At 69.1% G+C, this 19,015-nt stretch carries 16 protein-coding genes; 10 read left to right on the top strand and 6 right to left on the bottom strand.

Translation table 11 applies throughout. From position 1 onward, the window contains the following. Nucleotides 1–239: 239 nt before the first annotated feature. Nucleotides 240–536, top strand: a complete 297-nt coding sequence (locus tag DXK32_RS22555) for a DNA-binding protein (RefSeq protein WP_162801310.1) — start codon at nucleotides 240–242, stop codon at nucleotides 534–536. Between the two features lie 60 nt (nucleotides 537–596). Here DXK32_RS22555 and DXK32_RS22550 read toward each other — a convergent pair whose 3' ends face one another. Beyond that, nucleotides 597–2,519 (bottom strand): propionyl-CoA synthetase, encoded by a 1,923-nt coding sequence (locus DXK32_RS22550; protein ID WP_114860558.1) that lies wholly within the window; start codon nucleotides 2,517–2,519, stop codon nucleotides 597–599. A gap of 183 nt (nucleotides 2,520–2,702) precedes the next feature. Further along, nucleotides 2,703–3,824, bottom strand: coding sequence for an extracellular catalytic domain type 1 short-chain-length polyhydroxyalkanoate depolymerase (locus DXK32_RS22545; RefSeq protein ID WP_162801309.1), 1,122 nt, complete (start codon nucleotides 3,822–3,824; stop codon nucleotides 2,703–2,705). Between the two features lie 245 nt (nucleotides 3,825–4,069). Here DXK32_RS22545 and DXK32_RS22540 point away from each other — a divergent pair, with 245 nt between their 5' ends. The 4 genes from DXK32_RS22540 (at nucleotide 4,070) to DXK32_RS22525 (ending at nucleotide 8,470) form a co-directional block, all read left to right on the top strand. Beyond that, complete coding sequence (locus tag DXK32_RS22540; RefSeq protein ID WP_114860556.1) at nucleotides 4,070–4,426, top strand: hypothetical protein; 357 nt, start codon at nucleotides 4,070–4,072, stop codon at nucleotides 4,424–4,426. Between the two features lie 154 nt (nucleotides 4,427–4,580). Continuing rightward, nucleotides 4,581–6,386 carry a M3 family oligoendopeptidase gene (locus DXK32_RS22535; protein WP_114860567.1) on the top strand — a complete coding sequence of 602 codons (1,806 nt, stop codon included), beginning with the start codon at nucleotides 4,581–4,583 and terminating at the stop codon, nucleotides 6,384–6,386. An 80-nt stretch (nucleotides 6,387–6,466) separates the two neighbouring features. Beyond that, nucleotides 6,467–6,868 (top strand): bacteriohemerythrin, encoded by a 402-nt coding sequence (locus tag DXK32_RS22530; protein ID WP_162801308.1) that lies wholly within the window; start codon nucleotides 6,467–6,469, stop codon nucleotides 6,866–6,868. A gap of 177 nt (nucleotides 6,869–7,045) precedes the next feature. Beyond that, on the top strand, nucleotides 7,046–8,470 hold the full coding sequence (locus DXK32_RS22525) for an FAD-binding oxidoreductase (protein ID WP_114860554.1): 1,425 nt from the start codon (nucleotides 7,046–7,048) through the stop codon (nucleotides 8,468–8,470). A 40-nt stretch (nucleotides 8,471–8,510) separates the two neighbouring features. On the opposite strand, the gene DXK32_RS22520 is transcribed toward DXK32_RS22525, so the two are convergent. Next, on the bottom strand, nucleotides 8,511–10,193 hold the full coding sequence (locus DXK32_RS22520; protein WP_114860553.1) for a methyl-accepting chemotaxis protein: 1,683 nt from the start codon (nucleotides 10,191–10,193) through the stop codon (nucleotides 8,511–8,513). Nucleotides 10,194–10,524: 331 nt separating this feature from the next. Here DXK32_RS22520 and DXK32_RS22515 point away from each other — a divergent pair, with 331 nt between their 5' ends. The 5 genes from DXK32_RS22515 (at nucleotide 10,525) to queG (ending at nucleotide 15,822) form a co-directional block, all read left to right on the top strand. Next, a complete protein-coding gene (locus DXK32_RS22515; protein ID WP_114860552.1) occupies nucleotides 10,525–11,871 on the top strand; it encodes an ABC1 kinase family protein in 1,347 nt (448 codons plus the stop codon). A gap of 57 nt (nucleotides 11,872–11,928) precedes the next feature. After that, on the top strand, nucleotides 11,929–12,948 hold the full coding sequence (gene queA, locus DXK32_RS22510; RefSeq protein ID WP_114860551.1) for a tRNA preQ1(34) S-adenosylmethionine ribosyltransferase-isomerase QueA: 1,020 nt from the start codon (nucleotides 11,929–11,931) through the stop codon (nucleotides 12,946–12,948). After that, nucleotides 12,948–14,141 carry a tRNA guanosine(34) transglycosylase Tgt gene (tgt, locus tag DXK32_RS22505; RefSeq protein ID WP_114860550.1) on the top strand — a complete coding sequence of 398 codons (1,194 nt, stop codon included), beginning with the start codon at nucleotides 12,948–12,950 and terminating at the stop codon, nucleotides 14,139–14,141. The genes queA and tgt overlap by 1 nt, the downstream gene beginning before the upstream one ends. Beyond that, nucleotides 14,134–14,598: a preQ(1) synthase gene (queF, locus tag DXK32_RS22500; RefSeq protein ID WP_114860549.1), complete on the top strand. Its 465-nt coding sequence runs from the start codon at nucleotides 14,134–14,136 to the stop codon at nucleotides 14,596–14,598. The genes tgt and queF overlap by 8 nt, the downstream gene beginning before the upstream one ends. Before the next feature lie 162 nt (nucleotides 14,599–14,760). Continuing rightward, a complete protein-coding gene (queG, locus tag DXK32_RS22495; RefSeq protein WP_114860548.1) occupies nucleotides 14,761–15,822 on the top strand; it encodes a tRNA epoxyqueuosine(34) reductase QueG in 1,062 nt (353 codons plus the stop codon). Here the strand turns inward: queG and DXK32_RS22490 are convergent. The 3 genes from DXK32_RS22490 to DXK32_RS22480 all read right to left on the bottom strand — a co-directional run bounded on the left by DXK32_RS22490 (nucleotide 15,794) and on the right by DXK32_RS22480 (nucleotide 18,994). Then, nucleotides 15,794–16,756, bottom strand: a complete 963-nt coding sequence (locus DXK32_RS22490) for a lysylphosphatidylglycerol synthase transmembrane domain-containing protein (protein ID WP_162801307.1) — start codon at nucleotides 16,754–16,756, stop codon at nucleotides 15,794–15,796. The two genes, queG and DXK32_RS22490, sit on opposite strands and share 29 nt — an antisense overlap. Nucleotides 16,757–16,817: 61 nt before the next feature. Then, the gene (locus DXK32_RS22485; RefSeq protein ID WP_114860546.1) at nucleotides 16,818–17,762 is read right to left on the bottom strand and encodes a glycosyltransferase family 9 protein; all 945 of its coding nucleotides are present in this window, start codon (nucleotides 17,760–17,762) and stop codon (nucleotides 16,818–16,820) included. Next, a complete protein-coding gene (locus DXK32_RS22480) occupies nucleotides 17,759–18,994 on the bottom strand; it encodes an O-antigen ligase family protein (RefSeq protein WP_114860545.1) in 1,236 nt (411 codons plus the stop codon). Before DXK32_RS22480 ends, DXK32_RS22485 begins: the two co-directional genes overlap by 4 nt. Nucleotides 18,995–19,015 lie beyond the last annotated feature (21 nt).

The raw sequence follows: 19,015 nt of genomic DNA, 5'->3' as shown, positions 1-19,015 counted from the left end.
CCTCCCAGGGCCGAGCCCCATGCCAAGGACCCGGTACGCCAGGATGAACGCCCCCCGCTCATCGTTTATTCCAGACTTTGATGCCCGTGCAGCAAAAATTCGGCGGAACGATGGCGGAGCCGAAAACCGTCTCTGTTGGAGCGCCGGCTTGTGGCAAATCGCCGCTGCGCGCGGATGAGCCCTCGAATCCGGCGCGCGGCTTGGCACAATCCACCGCACTGCGTCATCAGGGCGGGGCCATGGCACGCCATCACGACACCATCGAGATCCTGGTCACCGCCCGCCATCTGGAGGCCCAGGGCATCCGCCCGACCGCGCGCATGGTGCGGCTGGCGCTGGGCGGCGGCAGCAACGCGGCCATCGCCCAGGCGCTGGCGGTTGAGGAACTGACCCCGCTGGAGGAGCTGATCCGGCGGCGGCGCGACCAGCTCGACCTCGACATCGCCAACGCCCGCCGCGCCCTGGCCGAGCTGGAGGCCGAGCAGGCCCGGCTGGACGAGCTGGACGACTCCTTGACCGCGCTGGAGAGGGCCTAACCGAAACGGAAACCCCTCCCCCGAACGGTGCCGGGGAAGGGGCTTCGAACGCGGAACCGGTCAGCCGGCCTGATGCGTCTTGGCGTAGCCGAGCGACTGCAACGCCTCGGCGATCTCCGGCAGGATGCCCGGATCGTCGATGGTCGCCGGGGTCTTGTAGTCCTGGCTGTCGGCGATCTTCTGCATGGTGCCGCGCAGGATCTTGCCGGAGCGGGTCTTCGGCAGGCGTTCCACCACCACGGCGCGCTTGAAGTCGGCGACCGGGCCGATCTGCTCGCGCACCAGCTGCACCACCTCCTTGACGATCTCCTCGTGCGGGCGGGTCACGCCGGCCTTCAGGCAGAGGAAGCCCAGCGGCACCTGCCCCTTCAGGTCGTCGGCGACGCCGATCACCGCGCATTCCGCCACGTCCTTGTGGCTGGCCAGAACCTCCTCCATGCCGCCGGTGGACAGGCGGTGGCCGGCGACGTTGATGATGTCGTCGGTGCGGGCCATGATGTAGACGTAGCCGTCGTCGTCGATGAAGCCCGCGTCACCGGTCTGGTAGTAGCCGGGGTAATCGGACAGGTAGGACTTCCTGTAGCGGTCGTCGGCGTTCCACAGAGTCGGCAGCGTGCCCGGAGGCAGCGGCAGCTTCACGCAGATGGCGCCGATGTCACCGCGGGGCACTTCCTTGTTTTCGGCGTTCAGGATCTGCACGTCCCAGCCCGGCATCGGGCGGGTGGCGGAGCCGTACTTGATCGGGAACAGATGCACGCCCAGCGGGTTGCCGGAGATCGCCCAGCCGGTCTCGGTCTGCCACCAGTGGTCGATGACCGGAACGTTCAGATTGTCCTCGGCCCAATGCAGCGTGTCGGGGTCCGAGCGCTCGCCGGCCAGGAACAGGGCGCGGAAGTGCGACAGGTCGTACTTCTTCAGCAGCTCGGCGTTGGGGTCCTCGCGCTTGATGGCGCGGAAGGCGGTCGGGGCGGTGAACAGCGTGCCGATCTTGTGCTGCTCGATCACCCGCCAGAAGGTGCCGGCGTCCGGCGTGCCCACCGGCTTGCCCTCGAACACCACCGTGGTGCAGCCGTGCAGCAGCGGGCCGTAGACGATGTAGGAGTGGCCGACCACCCAGCCCACGTCCGACGCCGCCCAGTACACCTCGCCCGGCTCGACGTTGTAGATGTTCTTCATCGTCCATTTCAGCGCCACGGCGTGGCCGCCGTTGTCGCGGATGACGCCCTTCGGCTGGCCCGTGGTGCCCGAGGTGTAGAGGATGTAGAGCGGGTCGGTCGCGGCCACCGGCACGCACTCCGCCGGCTCGGCCTTGGCGACGGCCTCCGCCCAATCGACGTCGCGGCCCTCGACCAGGGTCGCGGTTTCCTGCGGGCGCTGGAAGACGATGACGCTGGACGGCTTGTGCTCCGCCTGCTCGATGGCGGCGTCGAGCATCGGCTTGTACTTGACGACGCGGTTCGGCTCGATGCCGCAGGAGGCCGAGACGATGGCCTTCGGCCGGGAGTCGTTGATGCGGGTCGCCAGCTCGTGCGGGGCGAAGCCGCCGAACACCACCGAATGCACCGCGCCGAGACGCGCGCAGGCCAGCATGGCGACCAGCGACTGCGGGATCATCGGCATGTAGAGGATGACGCGGTCGCCCTTCTCCACGCCCTGGGCGCGCAGCGCGCCGGCGAAGCGGGCGACCTGATCCTGAAGCTCGGCGTAGGTGATGGTCTGGACGGTCTTGGTGACCGGGCTGTCGTAGATGATCGCCGCCTGGGCGCCGCGTCCGGCCTCCACATGGCGGTCGACGGCGTTGTAGCAGGTGTTCAGGACGCCGCCGGTGAACCAGCGGTAGAAGGGCGCGTTGCTGTCGTCCAGCACCTTGTCCCAGCGCTTGATCCAGGTGATGTCTTCCGCCGCCTCGCCCCAAAATCCGTCGGGATCGGACAGGGAACGGGCATGGATCTGGTTGTAGCGATCGGCCGAGCTTTGGCTCATGGGGGGCGTCCCTTATATTTTGTTTGGTTCGCGTTTCTCCGCAGCCGCGCAATGAACGTTCACGCAGCGGCCCCAATCTGCGTCAGATTTGCATCGTTTGGCAAACGGCATTCCGGAAGGTGCGGCGGGCTGTCGCACCACTTTGGTGAGTGCTGGACCCGCCTGCCGCCCCTCAAGCGGGTGTTACTGTTCCAGTTGCAGGAAGCCGGCGGCCAACGCCGCGCCGCAGAAGCCGACATCCTCGATGTAGGTCTTCGTCTCCGACACCCGCACCCGCCCGCAGGGGCGCTGCGGGTTGCCGGTGTCGATGGGCATGACGTGGCCGACATCCTTCAGAAGCACCGTCTCCACCCACAGGGCGTTGGCACCCACCGGGGCGTAGCCCTGCCGCACGGCGCGCGCCGGCCAGGAGGGTTCCTGCCCGATGACCACCGGAGCGTCGGTCTTCAAACCATGGAAGGCCGTCCACTGGTTGGTCAGATAGAGAGCGTTCTGCGGGTCGACGGTGCAGTCCGCCGTCCCCTGGACGATCAGCACGCGCGGGCGACCGGCGGGGTGCCGGGCACGCTGCACCGCCTTCGTCCATTCGCGGCTGTCGTAGCCGCCGGAGCGCGCCTTCACCTCGCCGCAGCCGCGCGACACGGAGATGCCGCAGAGCGACGCGGCCGACTGCATGCTCTGGGCGCACAGCGCCGGCACGCCCGCGAACAGCGCCCCGCCCGCGAAGACCTGCGGAAAATCGGCCAGCAGGGTCGCCGCCATGCCCGCCCCCGCCGACAGGCCGGTGACGGACACCCGCTCCGCGTCCACCGCCGGGGCGTTGGCGCCCAGCCCCTTGCCGGAGACGACGGCGCCGACCATCGAGGCGATGGCCGCGGCCTCGGTCGGCACGAAGCCCTTCAACGGGCTGTTCAGCCGGTCGGCGAAGTTGAAGCAGCCGAGCGGGTTGCCGTACCGCCCGAGCCCTCCCGTCCCCACCATGGAGAACAGGTTGTGCTTCTGGGCCGGCAGCAGGGCGACGAAGCCATGGGCGTCGGCCATGTCCTTCCAGCCCGAATCCTCGAAGAAGGTGCGGGCGTCCTGCTCGCAGCCGTGCAGCAGGACCAGCAGCGACGCCTTGCCGCGCGCCCGCGCCCCGTCCGGCACATAGACCAGGGCCGACAGGGCGGTGCCCTGCGCGTCGTAGCTGCCGGCGGGCAGTTCGACAGGGGTGGGTTGAGCCGGCGCCGCGGCGACGGGGAGAAGCCACGACAGAAGAAAGAACGCCGCGAGAACCGGCTTTCGTAAGCGCACCAACAATGTCATCGCCGTATTCTCCTTCACTTGTCCGGAGATCCGATTCACGCGAAAGCAAATCATCTCGCCGACTCCATAGAAGTCACGCAACAATCACTTGTGAACCGCTAATTTTCATACACGCCTCCCCCAGACATACTTGCGTATGGCTGCGTTCATTTTTCGCAGGCCGCGACCTCCGGTCCGTCCTCCGACTCCCTTTCCGGCGGCCTTGTCTCTGGCCTATTGGGGACCGGAGCGCTATGGATGGTCCCATGAGCAGCGACCCGCCCGTCTTCGGCATCCGCCCGATCCTGACCGTCGTCCACCCGAACGGCGAACGGCTGATCGTGGCCCGGCTGACCAGTCTCGGCGGGTCCAGCCAGTCCAACCGCTTCGTCCTGCGCCGCGCCGACTTCCGCGCCCCGTGGGAGCAGCCGGACAAGGGCTACTTCGGTTACGCGGAGGTCGCCCGCGCGCTGGACGCCAACGGCTGGCGCGGCTGCGCCATCGAGGCGATGCCCACAACCGACCTTGAGGAGCGGCGGACCCGCCAGCTCGCCCGCAAGAAACTGCACCTGCAATGCGTGGAGGCGGCGATCCGCCGCGCGCAGGAAAGCCAGGCTCCCTGAGCGGGGGCCGCAGCGCAGCCTTCCCCCGGACCCGCGCGGCGCTTATATCCGGTTCCAAAGCTCAGAACGGCCAAAGCCCAGAACGGAGGGACAGATGACCCGCAGCGCCACCCGGCACCCGATTGGCGATTTCCCTGGCGCTCCCCAGACCACCATGCCCGACACCGCCCTGGCCGCCACGGGGGACGGGCCGGACCTCGGCGCCCTGCCCTCCTGGGACCTGACGGACCTCTATCCGGGCATGGAGTCGGCCGAACTGAAGGCCGACCTGGAGCGGATGGAGCGCGCCTCCAAGGACTTTTACGAACAATACGCGACCAAGCTGGCCGGGCTGGACGGCGACGCCTTCGCCGCCGCCATCCGCGCGTACGAGCACATCGACGAGGTGCTGTCGCGGGTGATGTCCTACGCCGGGCTGGTCTACAACGGCAACATGACCGACCCGGCCATCGCCAAGTTCTACCAGTCGGCGCAGGAGCGGGTGAACGGCATCTCCACCCACCTCGTCTTCTTCACGCTGGAGATCAACCGGCTGGAGGACAAGGTGCTGGACGCCAAGCTGAAGGCGTCGAAGGACCTCGCCCGCTACGCCCCCTGGCTGCGCGACGTCCGCCTGTTCCGCGAGCATCAGCTTTCCGACGAGGTCGAACGCCTGCTCCACGAGAAGCATGTGGTCGGACGCGCCGCCTGGAACCGCCTGTTCGACGAGACCATCGCGTCCTTGCGCTTCCCCATCGGCGGCAAGGAGCTGACCTGCGCCGAGGCGCTGAACCGCCTGTCCGACCGCCGTCCGGAGGTCCGCAAGGAGGCCGGGACAGTGATCGGCCGGGTGATGGGCGACAACATCCGCCTGTTCGCCCTGGTCACCAACACGCTGGCCAAGGACAAGGAGATCGACGACAAGTGGCGCAACTACAAGGCGCCCACGTCGGCCCGCAACCTGTCCAACCGCGTCGAGGACGAGGTGGTGGACGCGCTGGCCGCGGCGGTGAAGGACGCCTACCCGGCCCTGTCCCACCGCTACTACGCGATGAAGGCCAAGTGGTTCGGCCAGGACCATCTGGACTATTGGGACCGCAACGCGCCGCTGCCCGACGACGCCGACCGCAGCATCCGCTGGGACGAGGCGCGCGACTTGGTGCTGGGCGCCTACGGCCGCTTCTCGCCGGATCTGGCGGCGCTCGGCAAGCGCTTCTTCGACAACGCCTGGATCGACGCCCCGGTGCGCCCCGGCAAGGCGCCGGGCGCCTTCGCCCACCCCACGGTGCCCAGCGTCCACCCCTATCTGCTGGTCAACTACCAGGGCAAGACGCGCGACGTGATGACGCTGGCCCATGAACTGGGGCACGGCGTGCACCAGATCCTGGCCGGCGGCCAGGGGCACCTGCTGTCGGACACGCCGCTGACCCTGGCGGAGACCGCGTCGGTGTTCGGCGAGATGCTGACCTTCCGCGCCCTGCTCGACCGCGAGACCGACCCGAAGCGCCGCAAGATCATGCTGGCCTCCAAGGTCGAGGACATGCTGAACACGGTGGTCCGCCAGATCGCCTTCTTCGACTTCGAGCGCCGCGTCCACACCGAGCGCCGCGAGGGCGAGCTGACGGCGGAGCGACTGGGCGAGATCTGGATGGCGGTGCAGACCGAAAGCCTCGGCCCGGCGCTGCGCTTCGACGAGGGCTACCGGAACTACTGGTCCTACATCCCGCACTTCATCCACTCGCCCTTCTACGTCTACGCCTACGCCTTCGGCGATTGCCTGGTGAACTCGCTCTACGCGGTCTATCAGGAGTCGGAGAAGGGCTTCGCGGAGAAGTATCTGGCGATGCTGTCGGCGGGCGGCACGCTGCGCCACCAGGAGCTTCTGGCTCCCTTCGGTCTGGACGCCAGCGATCCGGCCTTCTGGCAGAAGGGGCTGAACGTCATCCGCGGCTTTGTTGACGAGCTGGAAAATCAGTCCTGACCGGGTTTTCTTGACGGACGTCAAGAATCCATAATTCAAGGATGGGTATGGTGCCTTCAACGATCCCTTCGGAGAGCACCATGCCCACCCTCTCGATCCCCGCCTGGAGCCCGTCCCTGGAAGTCGGCAACGCCATCATCGACGCCGACCACAAGGAGACCATCGAGCTTCTGGCCGAAGCCGCCACGGCGTCGGACGCCGAGCTGCCCGCCCATTTCACCGCCTTCGCCCAGCACCTCCGCGACCATCTGGCCCGCGAGGAGGAGCTGATGCACCAGTACGGCTTCCCGCCGACGCCCATCCACGTCCACGAGCACAACCGCGTCCGTCTGGAGCTGGAGGGCATCGCCAAGCGCATGGCCGCCGGCAATCTGGCCTTGGTCCGCGGCTATCTGACCGAGGTCGTGCCGGAATGGTTCATCAACCATAAGAACACCATGGACAGCGCCACCGCCGCCTGGATCCGCAGCCAGGGCGGCTGATCCCCCCTCCCACCGTCAAAGCCGCGCGAACACCGAATTGAGGGGTGGCTCCGTCCGGAAGAACACCGGAGGGAGTCCTTTCCCGGATGGCCTGTACAGGGGCGAAACTTTACCCTTGTTGCGCCGATCCACTCCGGATATTCGCGAAAATTGCTGCTTTGACGTGGGAGGTGCTTGATGGGCGATTTCACGCTTCGCACCGCCGACCGGCGGGACGCGACCCTTTCCGAGGACGCCGTCAACGATCTTGCCGCCCGCCTGCGCGGCCCGCTGCTGACCCCGCAGTCGCCGGGCTATGACGAGGCCCGGACGATCTGGAACGCGATGATCGACCGCCGGCCCGGCCTGATCGCCCGCTGCGCCGGCGCCGCCGACGTCATGCAGGCGGTGCGCTTCGCGCGGGAGAACGGGCTGCTGGTCTCCGTGCGCGGCGGCGGCCACAACATCGCCGGCAACTCACTGTGCGACGGCGGCCTGCTGATCGACCTCGGCGCCCTGCGCTTCGTCCATGTCGATCCGGTCAGCCGGACGGCGCGGGTGGCGCCCGGCGCCACGCTGGGCGACCTCGACCGGGAGACTCAGGCCTTCGGGCTGGCCGTGCCGGTCGGCATCAACTCCACCACCGGCATCGCCGGTCTGACGCTGGGCGGTGGCTTCGGCTGGCTGACCCGCAAATATGGGCTGACCGTGGACAATCTGCTGGCCGCCGACGTGGTCACCGCCGATGGAAAGTTCCTGCGCGCCAGCGCCGACGAGAACGAAGACCTTTTCTGGGCGATCCGCGGCGGCGGCGGCAACTTCGGCGTCGTCACCTCCTTCACCTTCCGCCTGCATTCCGTGGGACCGATGGTGTTCGCCGGGCTGGTCGTCCATCCCTTCGCCGGGGCCGGCGACCTGATGCGCCGCTACCGCGACGCCACGGCGGCCCTGCCGGACGAGGCCACCGTCTGGATGGTGCTGCGCAAGGCGCCGCCCCTGCCCTTCCTGCCGCAGGATGTACACGGCAAGGAAGTGGTGGTCATGCCCGTCATCTGCGCCGGAGACGACGAGGCGGCGGCCCGCAAGGCGCTGGAACCGGTGCTGTCGCTGGGCACGCCCGTCGGCGCGCATGTCGGCCTCATGCCCTACGCGGCGTGGCAGGCGGCCTTCGACCCGCTCCTGGTGCCGGGCGCGCGGAACTACTGGAAATCGCAGAACTTCACCGGGCTTGAGGACAGGTTGATCGACCTGCTGGTCGAGGAAGCCGGGAGACTGCCCTCCGACCAGTGCGAGATCTTTGTCGGCCTGCTTGGTGCGGCGGCCAACCGTGTGCCGGCGGACGCCACCGCCTACCCGCACCGCGACGCCCTGTTCGTCATGAACGTGCACGCGCGCTGGAACACCCCGCCGGAGGACGGCGCCTGCATCCAATGGGCGCGCGGCGTGTCCGACCGCACCGCCCGCTACGCCACGGGCGGAGTCTACGTGAACTTCGTCACCGACGACGAGCAGCGCGTCCAGGCCGCCTACGGGCCGAACTACGAGCGCCTGCGGGCGCTGAAGACGAAATACGATCCGGCCAACCTGTTCTGCGTGAACCAGAACATCGCGCCAGGCGGGTGAGCCGGCGCCCCTGCGGAACGGTGGCGCCGGGTTACCGGCGTTATGCCGCGTGCACCTGTTGCAGGAAGCGCTCAACCTCCACCCGCAGCGTTTCGCTCTCCTCCTGCACGTCGCTGGCGGCCTTGAAGACGTCGCCGGCCATGCGCCCGGTGTCGGAGGCCGCCCGGGCGACGTCGATGATGTTGTCGGCCACGACGCGCGTCCCCTGCGCGGCTTCGTCGACGTTGCGGACGATCTCGGTCGTGGCCGCCCCCTGCTGTTCGACGGCGCCGGCTATGCTCGTGGTCAGTTCCCTCATCCGCACGGTGGTCGCGGAGATGCCCCGGATGGCCGCCACCGCCACGGCGGTCTCGGTCTGAATGGCGGTGATCTGGGCGGCGATCTCCTCGGTCGCCTTGGCCGTCTGGTTGGCGAGGCTCTTCACCTCGGAGGCGACGACGGCGAAGCCCTTGCCGGCCTCTCCAGCCCTGGCGGCCTCGATGGTCGCGTTCAGCGCCAGCAGGTTGGTCTGCGAGGCGATGTTCTGGATGAGGCTCGTCACCTCGCCGATCCTGGCCACCGCGTCGGCGAGGCTGCCGATCTTGTGATTCGCCGCGGCGGCGTCACGGTCGGCGGTCGTGGCGATGGCGCTGCCGTCGGAGACCTGCCGGGCGATCTCGTGGATCGACGCGGTCAACTCGTTGCCGGCCGCCGCCACGGTTTCCACGTTGGTCGTCGCCTGTTCGGCGGCCGACGAAACGGTGGCGCTCTGCCGCTGGGTTTCCTCGGCGGTGGCGGACAGACTGTCCGACGCCGTGTGCAGGGTTCGCGCGGAGGCGGTGACCCGGTCGAGCAATCCGGTGACGATCCCATCGAAGCGGCGGGTCACCTCCTCGATCCGGCGCTGGCGTTCGCCGCGGCGGGCGGATTCCTCCTTCTCCGCAGCCTCCAGGCGGCGCTTTTCGATGGCGGAGTCCTTGAACACCTGGAGAGCCGTCGACATGCCGCCGATTTCGTCGCCGCGGCCCTGCCCCTCGACGATCGTGTCGAGATTGCCGTCCGCAAGCGCCCGCATCGCACCCGTAAGCCGCTCGATGGGGCCGGCGATGGTGCGGCGGGTCAGCAGGATCGCCAGCCCAAGACAGACGACGATGCCCACGGCGCCGGCGATCATCGTCCACAGGCGCGAGTCCTGATAGCCGGCCGTTGCCATGTCGGCGGCGCTGTCGAGATCCTTGTCCGCCCTTTCCAGAAGTGCGCGCATGCGGGACAGAAGATCGAGGAAAGCGGGTTCATACCGCTTTCCCATCACGGCCATTGCCTCCTGGTCCTTGCCGCCCAGGGTCAGAGAGCGGACCTCTTCCGCGATCTTGGACATGACGCCGGTTTGCTGGTGCGCGGCGGCGATGTCGGCAGCCAGCGACGGGAGCGTCTTCCCGGCCATGTCCAGTCGCTGGTCGAGCAGCTTTTCCTGCCGGACGATCTCCTCGGCCAGACTGCGCATGCGCGCCGGGTCCGCTTCGGCAATCATGGTGTAGAGCAGCCGCCCGGTCTCGTTGAGCGTCGAGGTGCCGCGGGCGAGCCACAGGCTCGCCTTGGCCTCGCCGTTGATCAGGTTGGTGTAGCTCTGATCAAGGTTTCCCATCCGGACCAGCCCGTTGGTGCTCAACGCAACCGCAAGCATGGCCATCAGGCCGATCACCAGAAGCACCTTGTTGACGATCCGGAAGTCCTGAAACCGCATCTGTTCCCCCGTTGCACCGGGCTTCGCGCCACATACTCCGGTATGCGGACCGATTGATTATGAAAGAATTAAAACGCACTCTCTGTCGCTTGAATTTAATGAAACGAAGGTCGAGGCACTGAAAAAGGAAATACTCAATCTTTGATAGCGCGCTGTTATGCCCCGGATCCATTTGAGCACGAAAGAAAATGGGGACCAGAAGACGCCGCCGCGTTTCTGAGATTCGGCGCGACGAGCGCCGGGTGCCGATGGCGGTGACCGGACCGGTCCGCGACGCCGGAACGTCGCCGGGGGACTCGCCTTTCGGCCCCGCCGCACCCACCTATTCGGCATGCCGAACACGGATGAGAACAGGCTTGGCGGCCGGATCGCGCGGTATGCGCGGGTCGGGACCGCCGTGGGGGGCCTTGCGGCCCGTTTCGCCGGAGAACGGGTGCTGGGCATCCCCCTGGAGCGGGATCGCCACGCCGCCGAACTGCGCGCTGCGCTGGGCGGGCTGAAAGGGCCGCTGATGAAGGTGGCGCAACTGCTGTCCACCATCCCCGACGCCCTGCCCCGCGAGTATGTGCAGGAGCTGTCCCAACTCCAGGCCGACGCGCCGTCGATGGGCTGGCCCTTCGTCAAGCGCCGCATGGCGAGCGAGCTGGGTCCCGCCTGGCACAAGCGCTTCCGGCACTTCGAACAGACCGCCGCCGCCGCCGCCTCGCTGGGGCAGGTGCACCGGGCCGTCGGGCTGGACGGGCAGAATCTCGCCTGCAAGCTCCAGTACCCGGACATGGCCTCCGCGGTGGAGGCGGACCTGCGCCAGCTCGGCCTGATCTTCGCCATCTTCGAGCGCACCGACAGCGCCATCTCCACTAAGCAGATCCAGGCGGAGATCGGCGCACGGCTGCGCGAGGAGCTGGATTACGAGCGCGAGGCCAAGCACGCCCGCCTCTACCGCGCCATGCTGGCCGACACCTCCGGCGTCCATGTGCCGGCGGTGGTGCCGGACCTGTCCACCCGCCGCCTGCTGACGCTGGAATGGGTGGAGGGGCGCAAGATCCTGGACTTCGTCAAGGACCATCCGGACGCCCGCGACGCGCTGGCGATGAACATGTTCCGCGCTTGGTACATACCCTTCTACGGCTACGGGATCATCCACGGCGACCCGCATCTGGGGAACTACACGGTGCGGCCCGACCGCGGGATCAACCTGCTGGATTTCGGCTGCGTCCGCGTCTTCCCGGCGCGCTTCGTGAAAGGGGTGATCGACCTTTACGACGCGCTGCAGACCGGCAACCAGGACAAGGCGGTGGAGGCCTACCGCACCTGGGGCTTCGCCAACCCGACCAAGGAGCTGGTGGACGTTCTGAACATCTGGGCGCGCTTCGTCTACGCCCCGATCATGGACGACCGCAGCCGCCGCATCGAGGAGACCAACTCCGGCCATTACGGCCGCGAGACCGCCGCCAAGGTCCATGCCGAGCTGCGCCGCGTCGGCGGTGTGGAGGTGCCGCGGGAGTTCGTCTTCATGGACCGCGCGGCCATCGGTCTGGGCTCCGTCTTCCTGCATCTCCAGGCCGAGGTGAACTGGTACCGCCTGTTCCAGGAGATGATCCAGGGCTTCGACGTGGACGTCCTGCACGCCCGCCAGACCGCCGCCCTGACCGCCCAGGCCCTCCCTTTGCCCGAATAGCCGCCGACTCGTAATGCTTCCCCCGTCCCACCGCTTTGGTCTATACGAGCGGCTCCCATGAAGACCGCCGATTTCGACTTCGACCTTCCGCCGGACCGCATCGCCGAGCATCCGGCCAAGCCGCGTGACGCCGCCCGTCTGCTCGACGTGGCGGAGCGTCTGCACGACCGCACCGTGCGCGACCTGCCCGCCCTGCTGGAGCCGGGCGACCTGATGGTCGTCAACGACACCCGCGTCATCCCCGCCCGGCTGGACGGCCGGCGCGGCGAAGTGCGGGTGGAGATCACGCTCCACAAGCGCGAGGGCGAGCGGGAGTGGGCGACCTTCGCCCGCCCCGGCAAGCGGCTGAAGCCCGGCGACGTGATCGCCATCGCCGAGGACTTCGCGGCGGAGGTCGTCGCCAAGGACGGGATGGAGGTGCGCCTGCGCTTCTCCAAGGCCGGGCCGGAACTGATGGAGGCGCTGCACCGCCACGGCCGGATGCCCCTGCCCCCCTACATCCGGCGCGAGGCGGACGAGCAGGACGCGGCCGACTACCAGACCGTCTTCGCCGCCCGCGAGGGCGCCGTCGCCGCTCCCACCGCCGGGCTGCATTTCACGCCGGAGCTTCTGGCGGCGCTCGACGCGCGCGGCATCCGCCGCGTGCCGGTGACGCTGCATGTCGGGGCCGGCACCTTCCTGCCGGTGAAGGTGGACGACATCGCCGAGCACCGCATGCACAGCGAGTGGGGCGAGATTTCCACGGAGACCGCCGAGGCCATCAACGCCACCCGCGCCGCCGGCGGGCGGATCGTCTCGGTCGGCACCACGGCGCTGCGCATCCTGGAGACGGCGGGGCTGGACGACCGCAGCATCCGGGCCTTCAGCGGCGACACCGACATCTTCATCACCCCCGGCTACCGCTTCAAGATCGTGGATCTGCTGTTGACCAACTTCCACCTGCCCCGCTCCACCCTGTTCATGCTGGTCTGCGCCTTCGCGGGCATGGACAGGATGAAGGCGGCCTACGCGCACGCCATCGGCCAGAACTATCGTTTCTTCAGCTACGGCGACGCGTCGCTGCTCCGGAGGGTGTGATGACCGGGATCGGGTTCGAGCTTCTGAAGACCGACAGGCGCGCCCGGCGCGGACGGGTCTCCACCGCGCACGGCGTCATCAACACGCCGGCCTTCATGCCCGTGGGCACCGCCGCCACCGTCAAGGCGATGACCAGCGATGCGGTCAAGTCCACCGGTGCGGAAATCCTGTTGGGCAACACCTACCACCTGATGCTGCGCCCCACGGCGGAGCGCGTCGGGCAGTTGGGCGGCCTGCACCGCTTCATGAACTGGGACAAGCCGATCCTGACGGACAGCGGCGGTTTCCAGGTCATGTCCCTGTCGGACCTGCGCACCATGACCGAGGAGGGGGTGACCTTCAAATCCCACCTCGACGGCAGCAAGCATCATCTGACGCCGGAACGCTCGATCCAGATCCAGCACCTGCTGGACAGCAACATCACCATGTGCCTGGACGAGTGCACGCCCTTTCCGGCGACGGAGGCGCAGGCGGCTTCGTCCATGCGCCTGTCGATGCGCTGGGCCAGGCGCAGCAAGGACGCCTTCGTCGAGCGGCCCGGCTACGGCCTGTTCGGCATCGTCCAGGGCGGCGTCTACGCCGACCTGCGCGCCGAGAGCGTGGCGGCCCTGAGCGAGATCGGCTTCGACGGCTACGCCATCGGCGGGCTGGCCGTGGGCGAGGGCCAGGAGACGATGTTCACCGTGCTCGACTTCACCGAGCCGCTGATGGTCAAGGAGCGCCCGCGCTACCTGATGGGCGTCGGCCGTCCCAGCGACCTGATCGGAGCGGTGCGGCGCGGCGTCGACATGTTCGACTGCGTGATGCCCACCCGCTCGGGCCGCACCGGCCAGGCCTTCGTGCGGCGCGGCACCATCAACATCCGCAACGCCCGCCACGCCCACGACGAGCGACCGCTCGACGAGGAGTGCGGTTGCCCGGCGTGCCGCAACCACAGCCGCGCCTATCTGCACCACCTGTTCAAGGCGGGCGAGATGCTGGGGCCGATGCTGCTGACCTGGCACAACCTGCATTACTACCAGGACCTGATGGCCGAGCTTCGGCAGGCCATCGAGGACGGCCGCTTCGAGGAGGTCGCGAGCGCGCTGGAGGCCCGCCTGAACGAGGGCGACATCCCGGCCACCGAAGACCCGCTGGCCCACCTGAAAGCCAAGCCGGCGAAACCCGCGAAGAAGGAATCCGCCGATGTCTGAGACCATCTATTCCGGCCTGACCCAGCTCGGCGGCGCCACCGTCCAGCCGAAGACGCCGGAGGAGGCGGTGCTGGAGCGCGTGCCGAATCCGAACCCCGGCGAGACCTACGTCGTGCGCTTCACGGCGCCGGAGTTCACCTCGCTCTGCCCGATCACCGGCCAGCCCGACTTCGCCCATCTGGTCATCGACTACGTGCCGGGCGAGTGGCTGGTGGAGTCGAAGTCGCTGAAGCTGTTCCTGACCAGCTTCCGCAACCACGGCGCCTTCCACGAGGCCTGCACGGTCGGCATCGGCAAGCGTCTGGTGGACGAGCTGAAGCCGGTGTGGCTGCGCATCGGCGGCTACTGGTACCCGCGCGGCGGCATCCCCATCGACGTGTTCTACGCCACCGGCGAGCCGCCGAAGGGCGTGTGGATTCCGTCGCAGGACGTCCAGACCTACCGTGGCCGCGGCTGATCCGGGAGTGTAACCCTCCTAAATCCCCTCTCCCCTCTGGGGAGAGGGTCAGGGTGAGGGGGGTGCGCTTCTGCCGAACCTCACGCCATGGGCATCCCCCTCACCGGCCCTCCGGGCCACCCTCTCCCCAGAGGGGAGAGGGCTAAGCCGTTCAAAACCACCATGACCGACCCAGCCACCTCCACCCGCGAAGCGATCCGCGACCGCGCCTTGTCGCTGGGCTTCGACGCGGTCGGCTTCGCGCGGGCGGAGTTGGGGGAAGAGGCCAAGGCGCGGCTGGCCGAGTTCCTCCGCCAGGGCCGGCACGGCGACATGGGTTGGATGGACGACCGGGCCAACCAGCGCGCCCACCCCCAGTCCCTTTGGCCGGAGGCGCGCACCGTCATCGCGCTCGGCACCAGCTACGCCCCGGCGGAGGACCCGCGTACCCTGCTGGCGCATCCCGACCGCGGCGTCATCTCTGTCTATGCGAAGAATCGCGACTACCACGACCTGATCAAGGGCCGGCTGAAGACGCTGGGCCAATGGATCGCCCACCGCTACAAGGCCGAACTGAAGGTCTTCGTCGACACCGCCCCGGTGATGGAGAAGCCTTTGGCCGAGAAGGCCGGGCTGGGCTGGCAGGGCAAGCACACCAACCTTGTCTCGCGCACCCACGGCTCCTGGCTGTTCCTCGGCGAAGTCTACACGACGCTGGAACTGCCGCCCGACCCGCCGGGGGTGGACCGCTGCGGCCAGTGCCGGCGCTGCCTGGACGCCTGCCCCACCGCCGCCTTCCCCGCTCCCAACCAGCTGGACGCGCGGCGCTGCATCTCCTACCTCACCATCGAGCACAAGGGACCGATCCCCGAGGAGCTGCGCCCGCTGATGGGCAACCGCATCTACGGCTGCGACGATTGTCTGGCCGCCTGCCCGTGGAACAAGTTCGCCAAACGCTCGCGCGAGGCCGCCTTTCTGCCGCGGGCCGAGCTGACGGCGCCGCGGCTGGCCGATCTGGCGCAGTTGGACGACGCGGGATTCCGGCAGGTCTTCAGCGGTTCGCCGATCAAGCGGATCGGCCGCGACCGCTTCGTGCGCAACGTGCTGGTTGCCTTGGGCAACAGCGGTGACTCCCGCCACGCAACAGCAGCCGAACGCCTACTGGACGACCCGAGCGAGGTGGTGCGCGACGCCGCAGGCTGGGCGCTGGCCCGCCTCAGGACCGCGCAGAGCCCTTCAGGCTGAGCCAGAGCAGGCCGCCCGGCAGCGACGACAGGGTGACCGACAGCCCGATCATCAGCGACAGGGCCAGCGCGTCGGTGGCGCCCAGGCCGTAGAGCGCGAAACCGGCCACGAAGGCCCCTTCCCGCACGCCCCAGCCGTTCAGCGAAATGGGCAGCGCCGCCGCGAAGATGGTCATCGGCACGACGGCCAGCGCGTCCAGGACCCGCACGGGAATGCCCAGCGCCTGGGCGTAGGCGATCACCGCGAAGACGGTGCACAGATGCACCGCCGCGCTGTGCAGCAGCCCCGCCAGCGCCGCCCGACTGAGCAGCGCCGCGCGCAATCGCGCGACCTGCGCCTGGAGCGCCCGGACCGGCGGACGCAGCAGGAGGTTCGGCAGCGGGAGGCGGTCCGCCTGGAGCCCAACGACCATGGCAACCGCGAGCAACAGGACCGCCGCCGGCCCGGCCCAGGCAACCGCAGGCGGCGCGGTGGCGACGAGATGCGGCAGGCCGAGGAACAGGAGGAGGACGCAGCCGACCAGCGCCAGCAGCCGGTCCAGAACCAGCGCCAGCACCACGGCGGCGGAGGACGCCCCGCCCCGGTAGGTCAGCCAGCCGCGCACCACGTCGCCGCCCAGCGCCCCCGGCAACACCTGACCGAAGAACAGGCCGGTGAACATCAGCCGCATCGCCAAGCCATGCGACACCCGTTCGCCCGCGGCCCACAGGGCATCGCGCCACCGCTCCCCCGCGCAGACCACGGCCAGCAGCTTTGCCGTGAAGCCGGCCGCCAGCCAGACGGGGTCCGCTCCGGCGACCCGCGCCAGCAGCGCCGGCCAGTCGGCGTTGGCGCCCAGCACGCCGAGAACCGCCAGGGTCACCGCCAGCTTGGCGAACAGCATCAGGCGTCCGCCCGGCTTGCCCTCGGGCAGGGAGACCGGTTCGGCGGGCATCGCGCTGGCGTCCTGGCTGCTCAAATCCTTCATGACCCCTGGAGAAAAGCCGGCCGGCACTCTACCGGTTCGGTGGAAGAGCGTCCATCGCCGCCAGCACACCCGCCGCGTCCATGTCGGCGAAGGATGGCCGGTGGTGAATGACCATCCGTGGCCCGTTGGCGTGGATGGGGATGGAGGCGTCGCAAAAAAGTCCCAGGGTGGGACAGCCGACGGATGCCACCAGATGGGTGGGACCGGTGTCGTTGCCCACCGTCGCCCAGGCCCGGCGGGCCAGCCCGGCGATTTCCGGCACGCTGGTGCGGTTGGTCAGGTCGATCGTTTCCGGACAGGTGTCGGCAATCGCCCGCGCAAGGTCCGCCTCGATGGCCGTACCCAGCACGACCGGCGTGATCCCGCGCGCCGCCAGCGCGCCCGCCAGTTCGCCATAGCGCTCCACCGGCCAGCGCTTGTCGGGCCGCCCGGGGGAGGAGCCGGGGATCAGCAGGGCGTATGGCGCGGCGATGCCGAAACCGCCGGTGTCGGCGTCGAGCCAGGACAGGTCCGGGACCGCGTCCGGCACGATGCCGAAGGGAGCCAACTGCCGGGTGTAGCGCTCGATCACCGGCACCTTGCGGCGGCCCGGATAGTGATCGCGGTGCGAGGCGCCCCAGGCGGTGCCCGACCATTCCGGCCAGGGACCCGGGGCGAGCAGCCAGAAATAGCGGTCGGTGCGCGACTGCGCCTGAAGATCGTAGACCCGGTCGAAGCGCCCGGCGCGCAGCATCCGGCGGACGCGCCAATAGGCCCCGAAGGAGCGCCCGCGCGGGTCCTCCAGCACCTCGTCGAACAGGCCGCTGAGGCGGGCGAGCGGGGCCAGGGACGGCAGGGTCAGCAGCGTCAGGCGGTCGCCGCGATGATGCCGGCGAATGGCCGAAAACGCGGTCTGGGCGAGAAAGAAGTCGCCGAAGGCCCCCAGCTTGATGACCAGGACACGGCGGGGTCCGGTGCCGCTCTGCGCCGTCATCCGCCCGCCGCCGGGGTGCGCGCGGCCAGCCGGAGCATCAGGCCGGCGGCCAGAATCCCGCCCATCCACCACGCCTGCCAGATCCCGTAGGCCGTGCTCGCCATGGCGAGGCCGGACGCGAACAAGGCCAGAGCGAAGGGTTGCAGGCGCCGCTCCATCCGCCCCGTGCCGAACAGCAGAAGCAGCGTCGCCGCCAGGGCCAGCGCGGCGCCGACGCCGCCAAGCTCCAGCCAGACCTGCAGAAAGGCGTTGTGGGGGTGCAGCGGCAGCAGGCTGTCGGTCAGCGTGCCGAAGCGCGACACCGCGCCCTCCGGGTCAAGCGCGCGGGAGGCGTCGATGCCTTGCCCGAAGACGGGCGTCTCCAGAGCCCGGCTGGCCGCCATGCCCCAGATCTCCACCCGATGCCGGGCGGAATGGAACAGCCAGTCGGCGCCATCCAGGTTCAGCACGCGGTCGAGAAACAGCGCCAGCGGCAGCACGAAGGTGAAGGCCACCGCGAGGACCGCCGCCAGCACCCCGCGCACCAGCCGCGGCGACCACACCGCCAACGCGAAGGCCGCACCGCCCACGACGATGCCCAGCATGGCCGACCGGCTGGTCAGCAACAGGCAGGCGCCGGCGAAGACCGCCGGCAGAGCGACCGCCGCCCCGCCCCGCCCCGCCCGGTCGAGCGCCATCGCCGCCGGCCACACCAGCAGGCAGAGCAGCGCCGCGGTGCGCTTGGGCACGTTGGTTTCCGCGATCTCGGCCCCCGCCGGCACATGGTTCCACCAGCGGTGCAGCGGGAAATCCAGCGCGGCCTCGATCGCGAACAGCAGAACCCCGGCGAACACGCCGATCAGGAACAGGCCGATCAGCCGCCGCGCCTCCACCCCGGGCAACGACGACAGCCATGCCCCGCCGGCCAGGGCGCCGAGGCCGATGTAGCCGATCTCCACCACCGTCAGGCCGGCGCGCGGCGACGGGCTCCACAGGATGGACAGCGAGGCCAGGGCCAGGAAGGCCAGAACCACCATGGTGCCGGGCATCGCTCGCCGCAGACGCCCCAGGGCACCGCGGCGGGCCAGACCGGCCAACCCGATCAGGGCGATCAGGATGGCCCACACCGGCAGCCCGCGCGGCACCATCGAGGCCAGCGGGCCGAGCGCCACCGCCGCGACGCCCGCCAGACCAGCCAGCGCCGCGTCGGGAATCCCCCGTGTGGAATCGCGCTGTGACAAGGGGAAGTCCATGGGATCTCGCGTCCGTGAGGC

It is taken from the genome of Azospirillum brasilense, assembly GCF_003349955.1.
Classification (GTDB): Bacteria; Pseudomonadota; Alphaproteobacteria; order Azospirillales; family Azospirillaceae; genus Azospirillum; species Azospirillum brasilense_B.
The sequence above is the reverse complement of the archived record's forward strand: the minus strand, read 5'-3'. Positions and strand labels throughout refer to the sequence as shown.

Bases quoted from the DNA above. Each gene is read 5' to 3' on its own strand.
- DXK32_RS22545 (WP_162801309.1), bottom strand. From the start codon at position 3,824: ATGACATTGTTGGTGCGCTTACGAAAGCCGGTTCTCGCGGCGTTCTTT.
- tgt (WP_114860550.1), top strand. From the start codon at position 12,948: ATGACCGGGATCGGGTTCGAGCTTCTGAAGACCGACAGGCGCGCCCGG.
- DXK32_RS22540 (WP_114860556.1), top strand. From the start codon at position 4,070: ATGAGCAGCGACCCGCCCGTCTTCGGCATCCGCCCGATCCTGACCGTC.
- DXK32_RS22520 (WP_114860553.1), bottom strand. From the start codon at position 10,193: ATGCGGTTTCAGGACTTCCGGATCGTCAACAAGGTGCTTCTGGTGATC.
- DXK32_RS22555 (WP_162801310.1), top strand. From the start codon at position 240: ATGGCACGCCATCACGACACCATCGAGATCCTGGTCACCGCCCGCCAT.
- DXK32_RS22480 (WP_114860545.1), bottom strand. From the start codon at position 18,994: ATGGACTTCCCCTTGTCACAGCGCGATTCCACACGGGGGATTCCCGAC.
- DXK32_RS22530 (WP_162801308.1), top strand. From the start codon at position 6,467: ATGCCCACCCTCTCGATCCCCGCCTGGAGCCCGTCCCTGGAAGTCGGC.
- DXK32_RS22515 (WP_114860552.1), top strand. From the start codon at position 10,525: ATGCCGAACACGGATGAGAACAGGCTTGGCGGCCGGATCGCGCGGTAT.
- DXK32_RS22490 (WP_162801307.1), bottom strand. From the start codon at position 16,756: ATGCCCGCCGAACCGGTCTCCCTGCCCGAGGGCAAGCCGGGCGGACGC.
- DXK32_RS22525 (WP_114860554.1), top strand. From the start codon at position 7,046: ATGGGCGATTTCACGCTTCGCACCGCCGACCGGCGGGACGCGACCCTT.
- queA (WP_114860551.1), top strand. From the start codon at position 11,929: ATGAAGACCGCCGATTTCGACTTCGACCTTCCGCCGGACCGCATCGCC.
- DXK32_RS22535 (WP_114860567.1), top strand. From the start codon at position 4,581: ATGCCCGACACCGCCCTGGCCGCCACGGGGGACGGGCCGGACCTCGGC.
- queG (WP_114860548.1), top strand. From the start codon at position 14,761: ATGACCGACCCAGCCACCTCCACCCGCGAAGCGATCCGCGACCGCGCC.
- DXK32_RS22485 (WP_114860546.1), bottom strand. From the start codon at position 17,762: ATGACGGCGCAGAGCGGCACCGGACCCCGCCGTGTCCTGGTCATCAAG.
- queF (WP_114860549.1), top strand. From the start codon at position 14,134: ATGTCTGAGACCATCTATTCCGGCCTGACCCAGCTCGGCGGCGCCACC.
- DXK32_RS22550 (WP_114860558.1), bottom strand. From the start codon at position 2,519: ATGAGCCAAAGCTCGGCCGATCGCTACAACCAGATCCATGCCCGTTCC.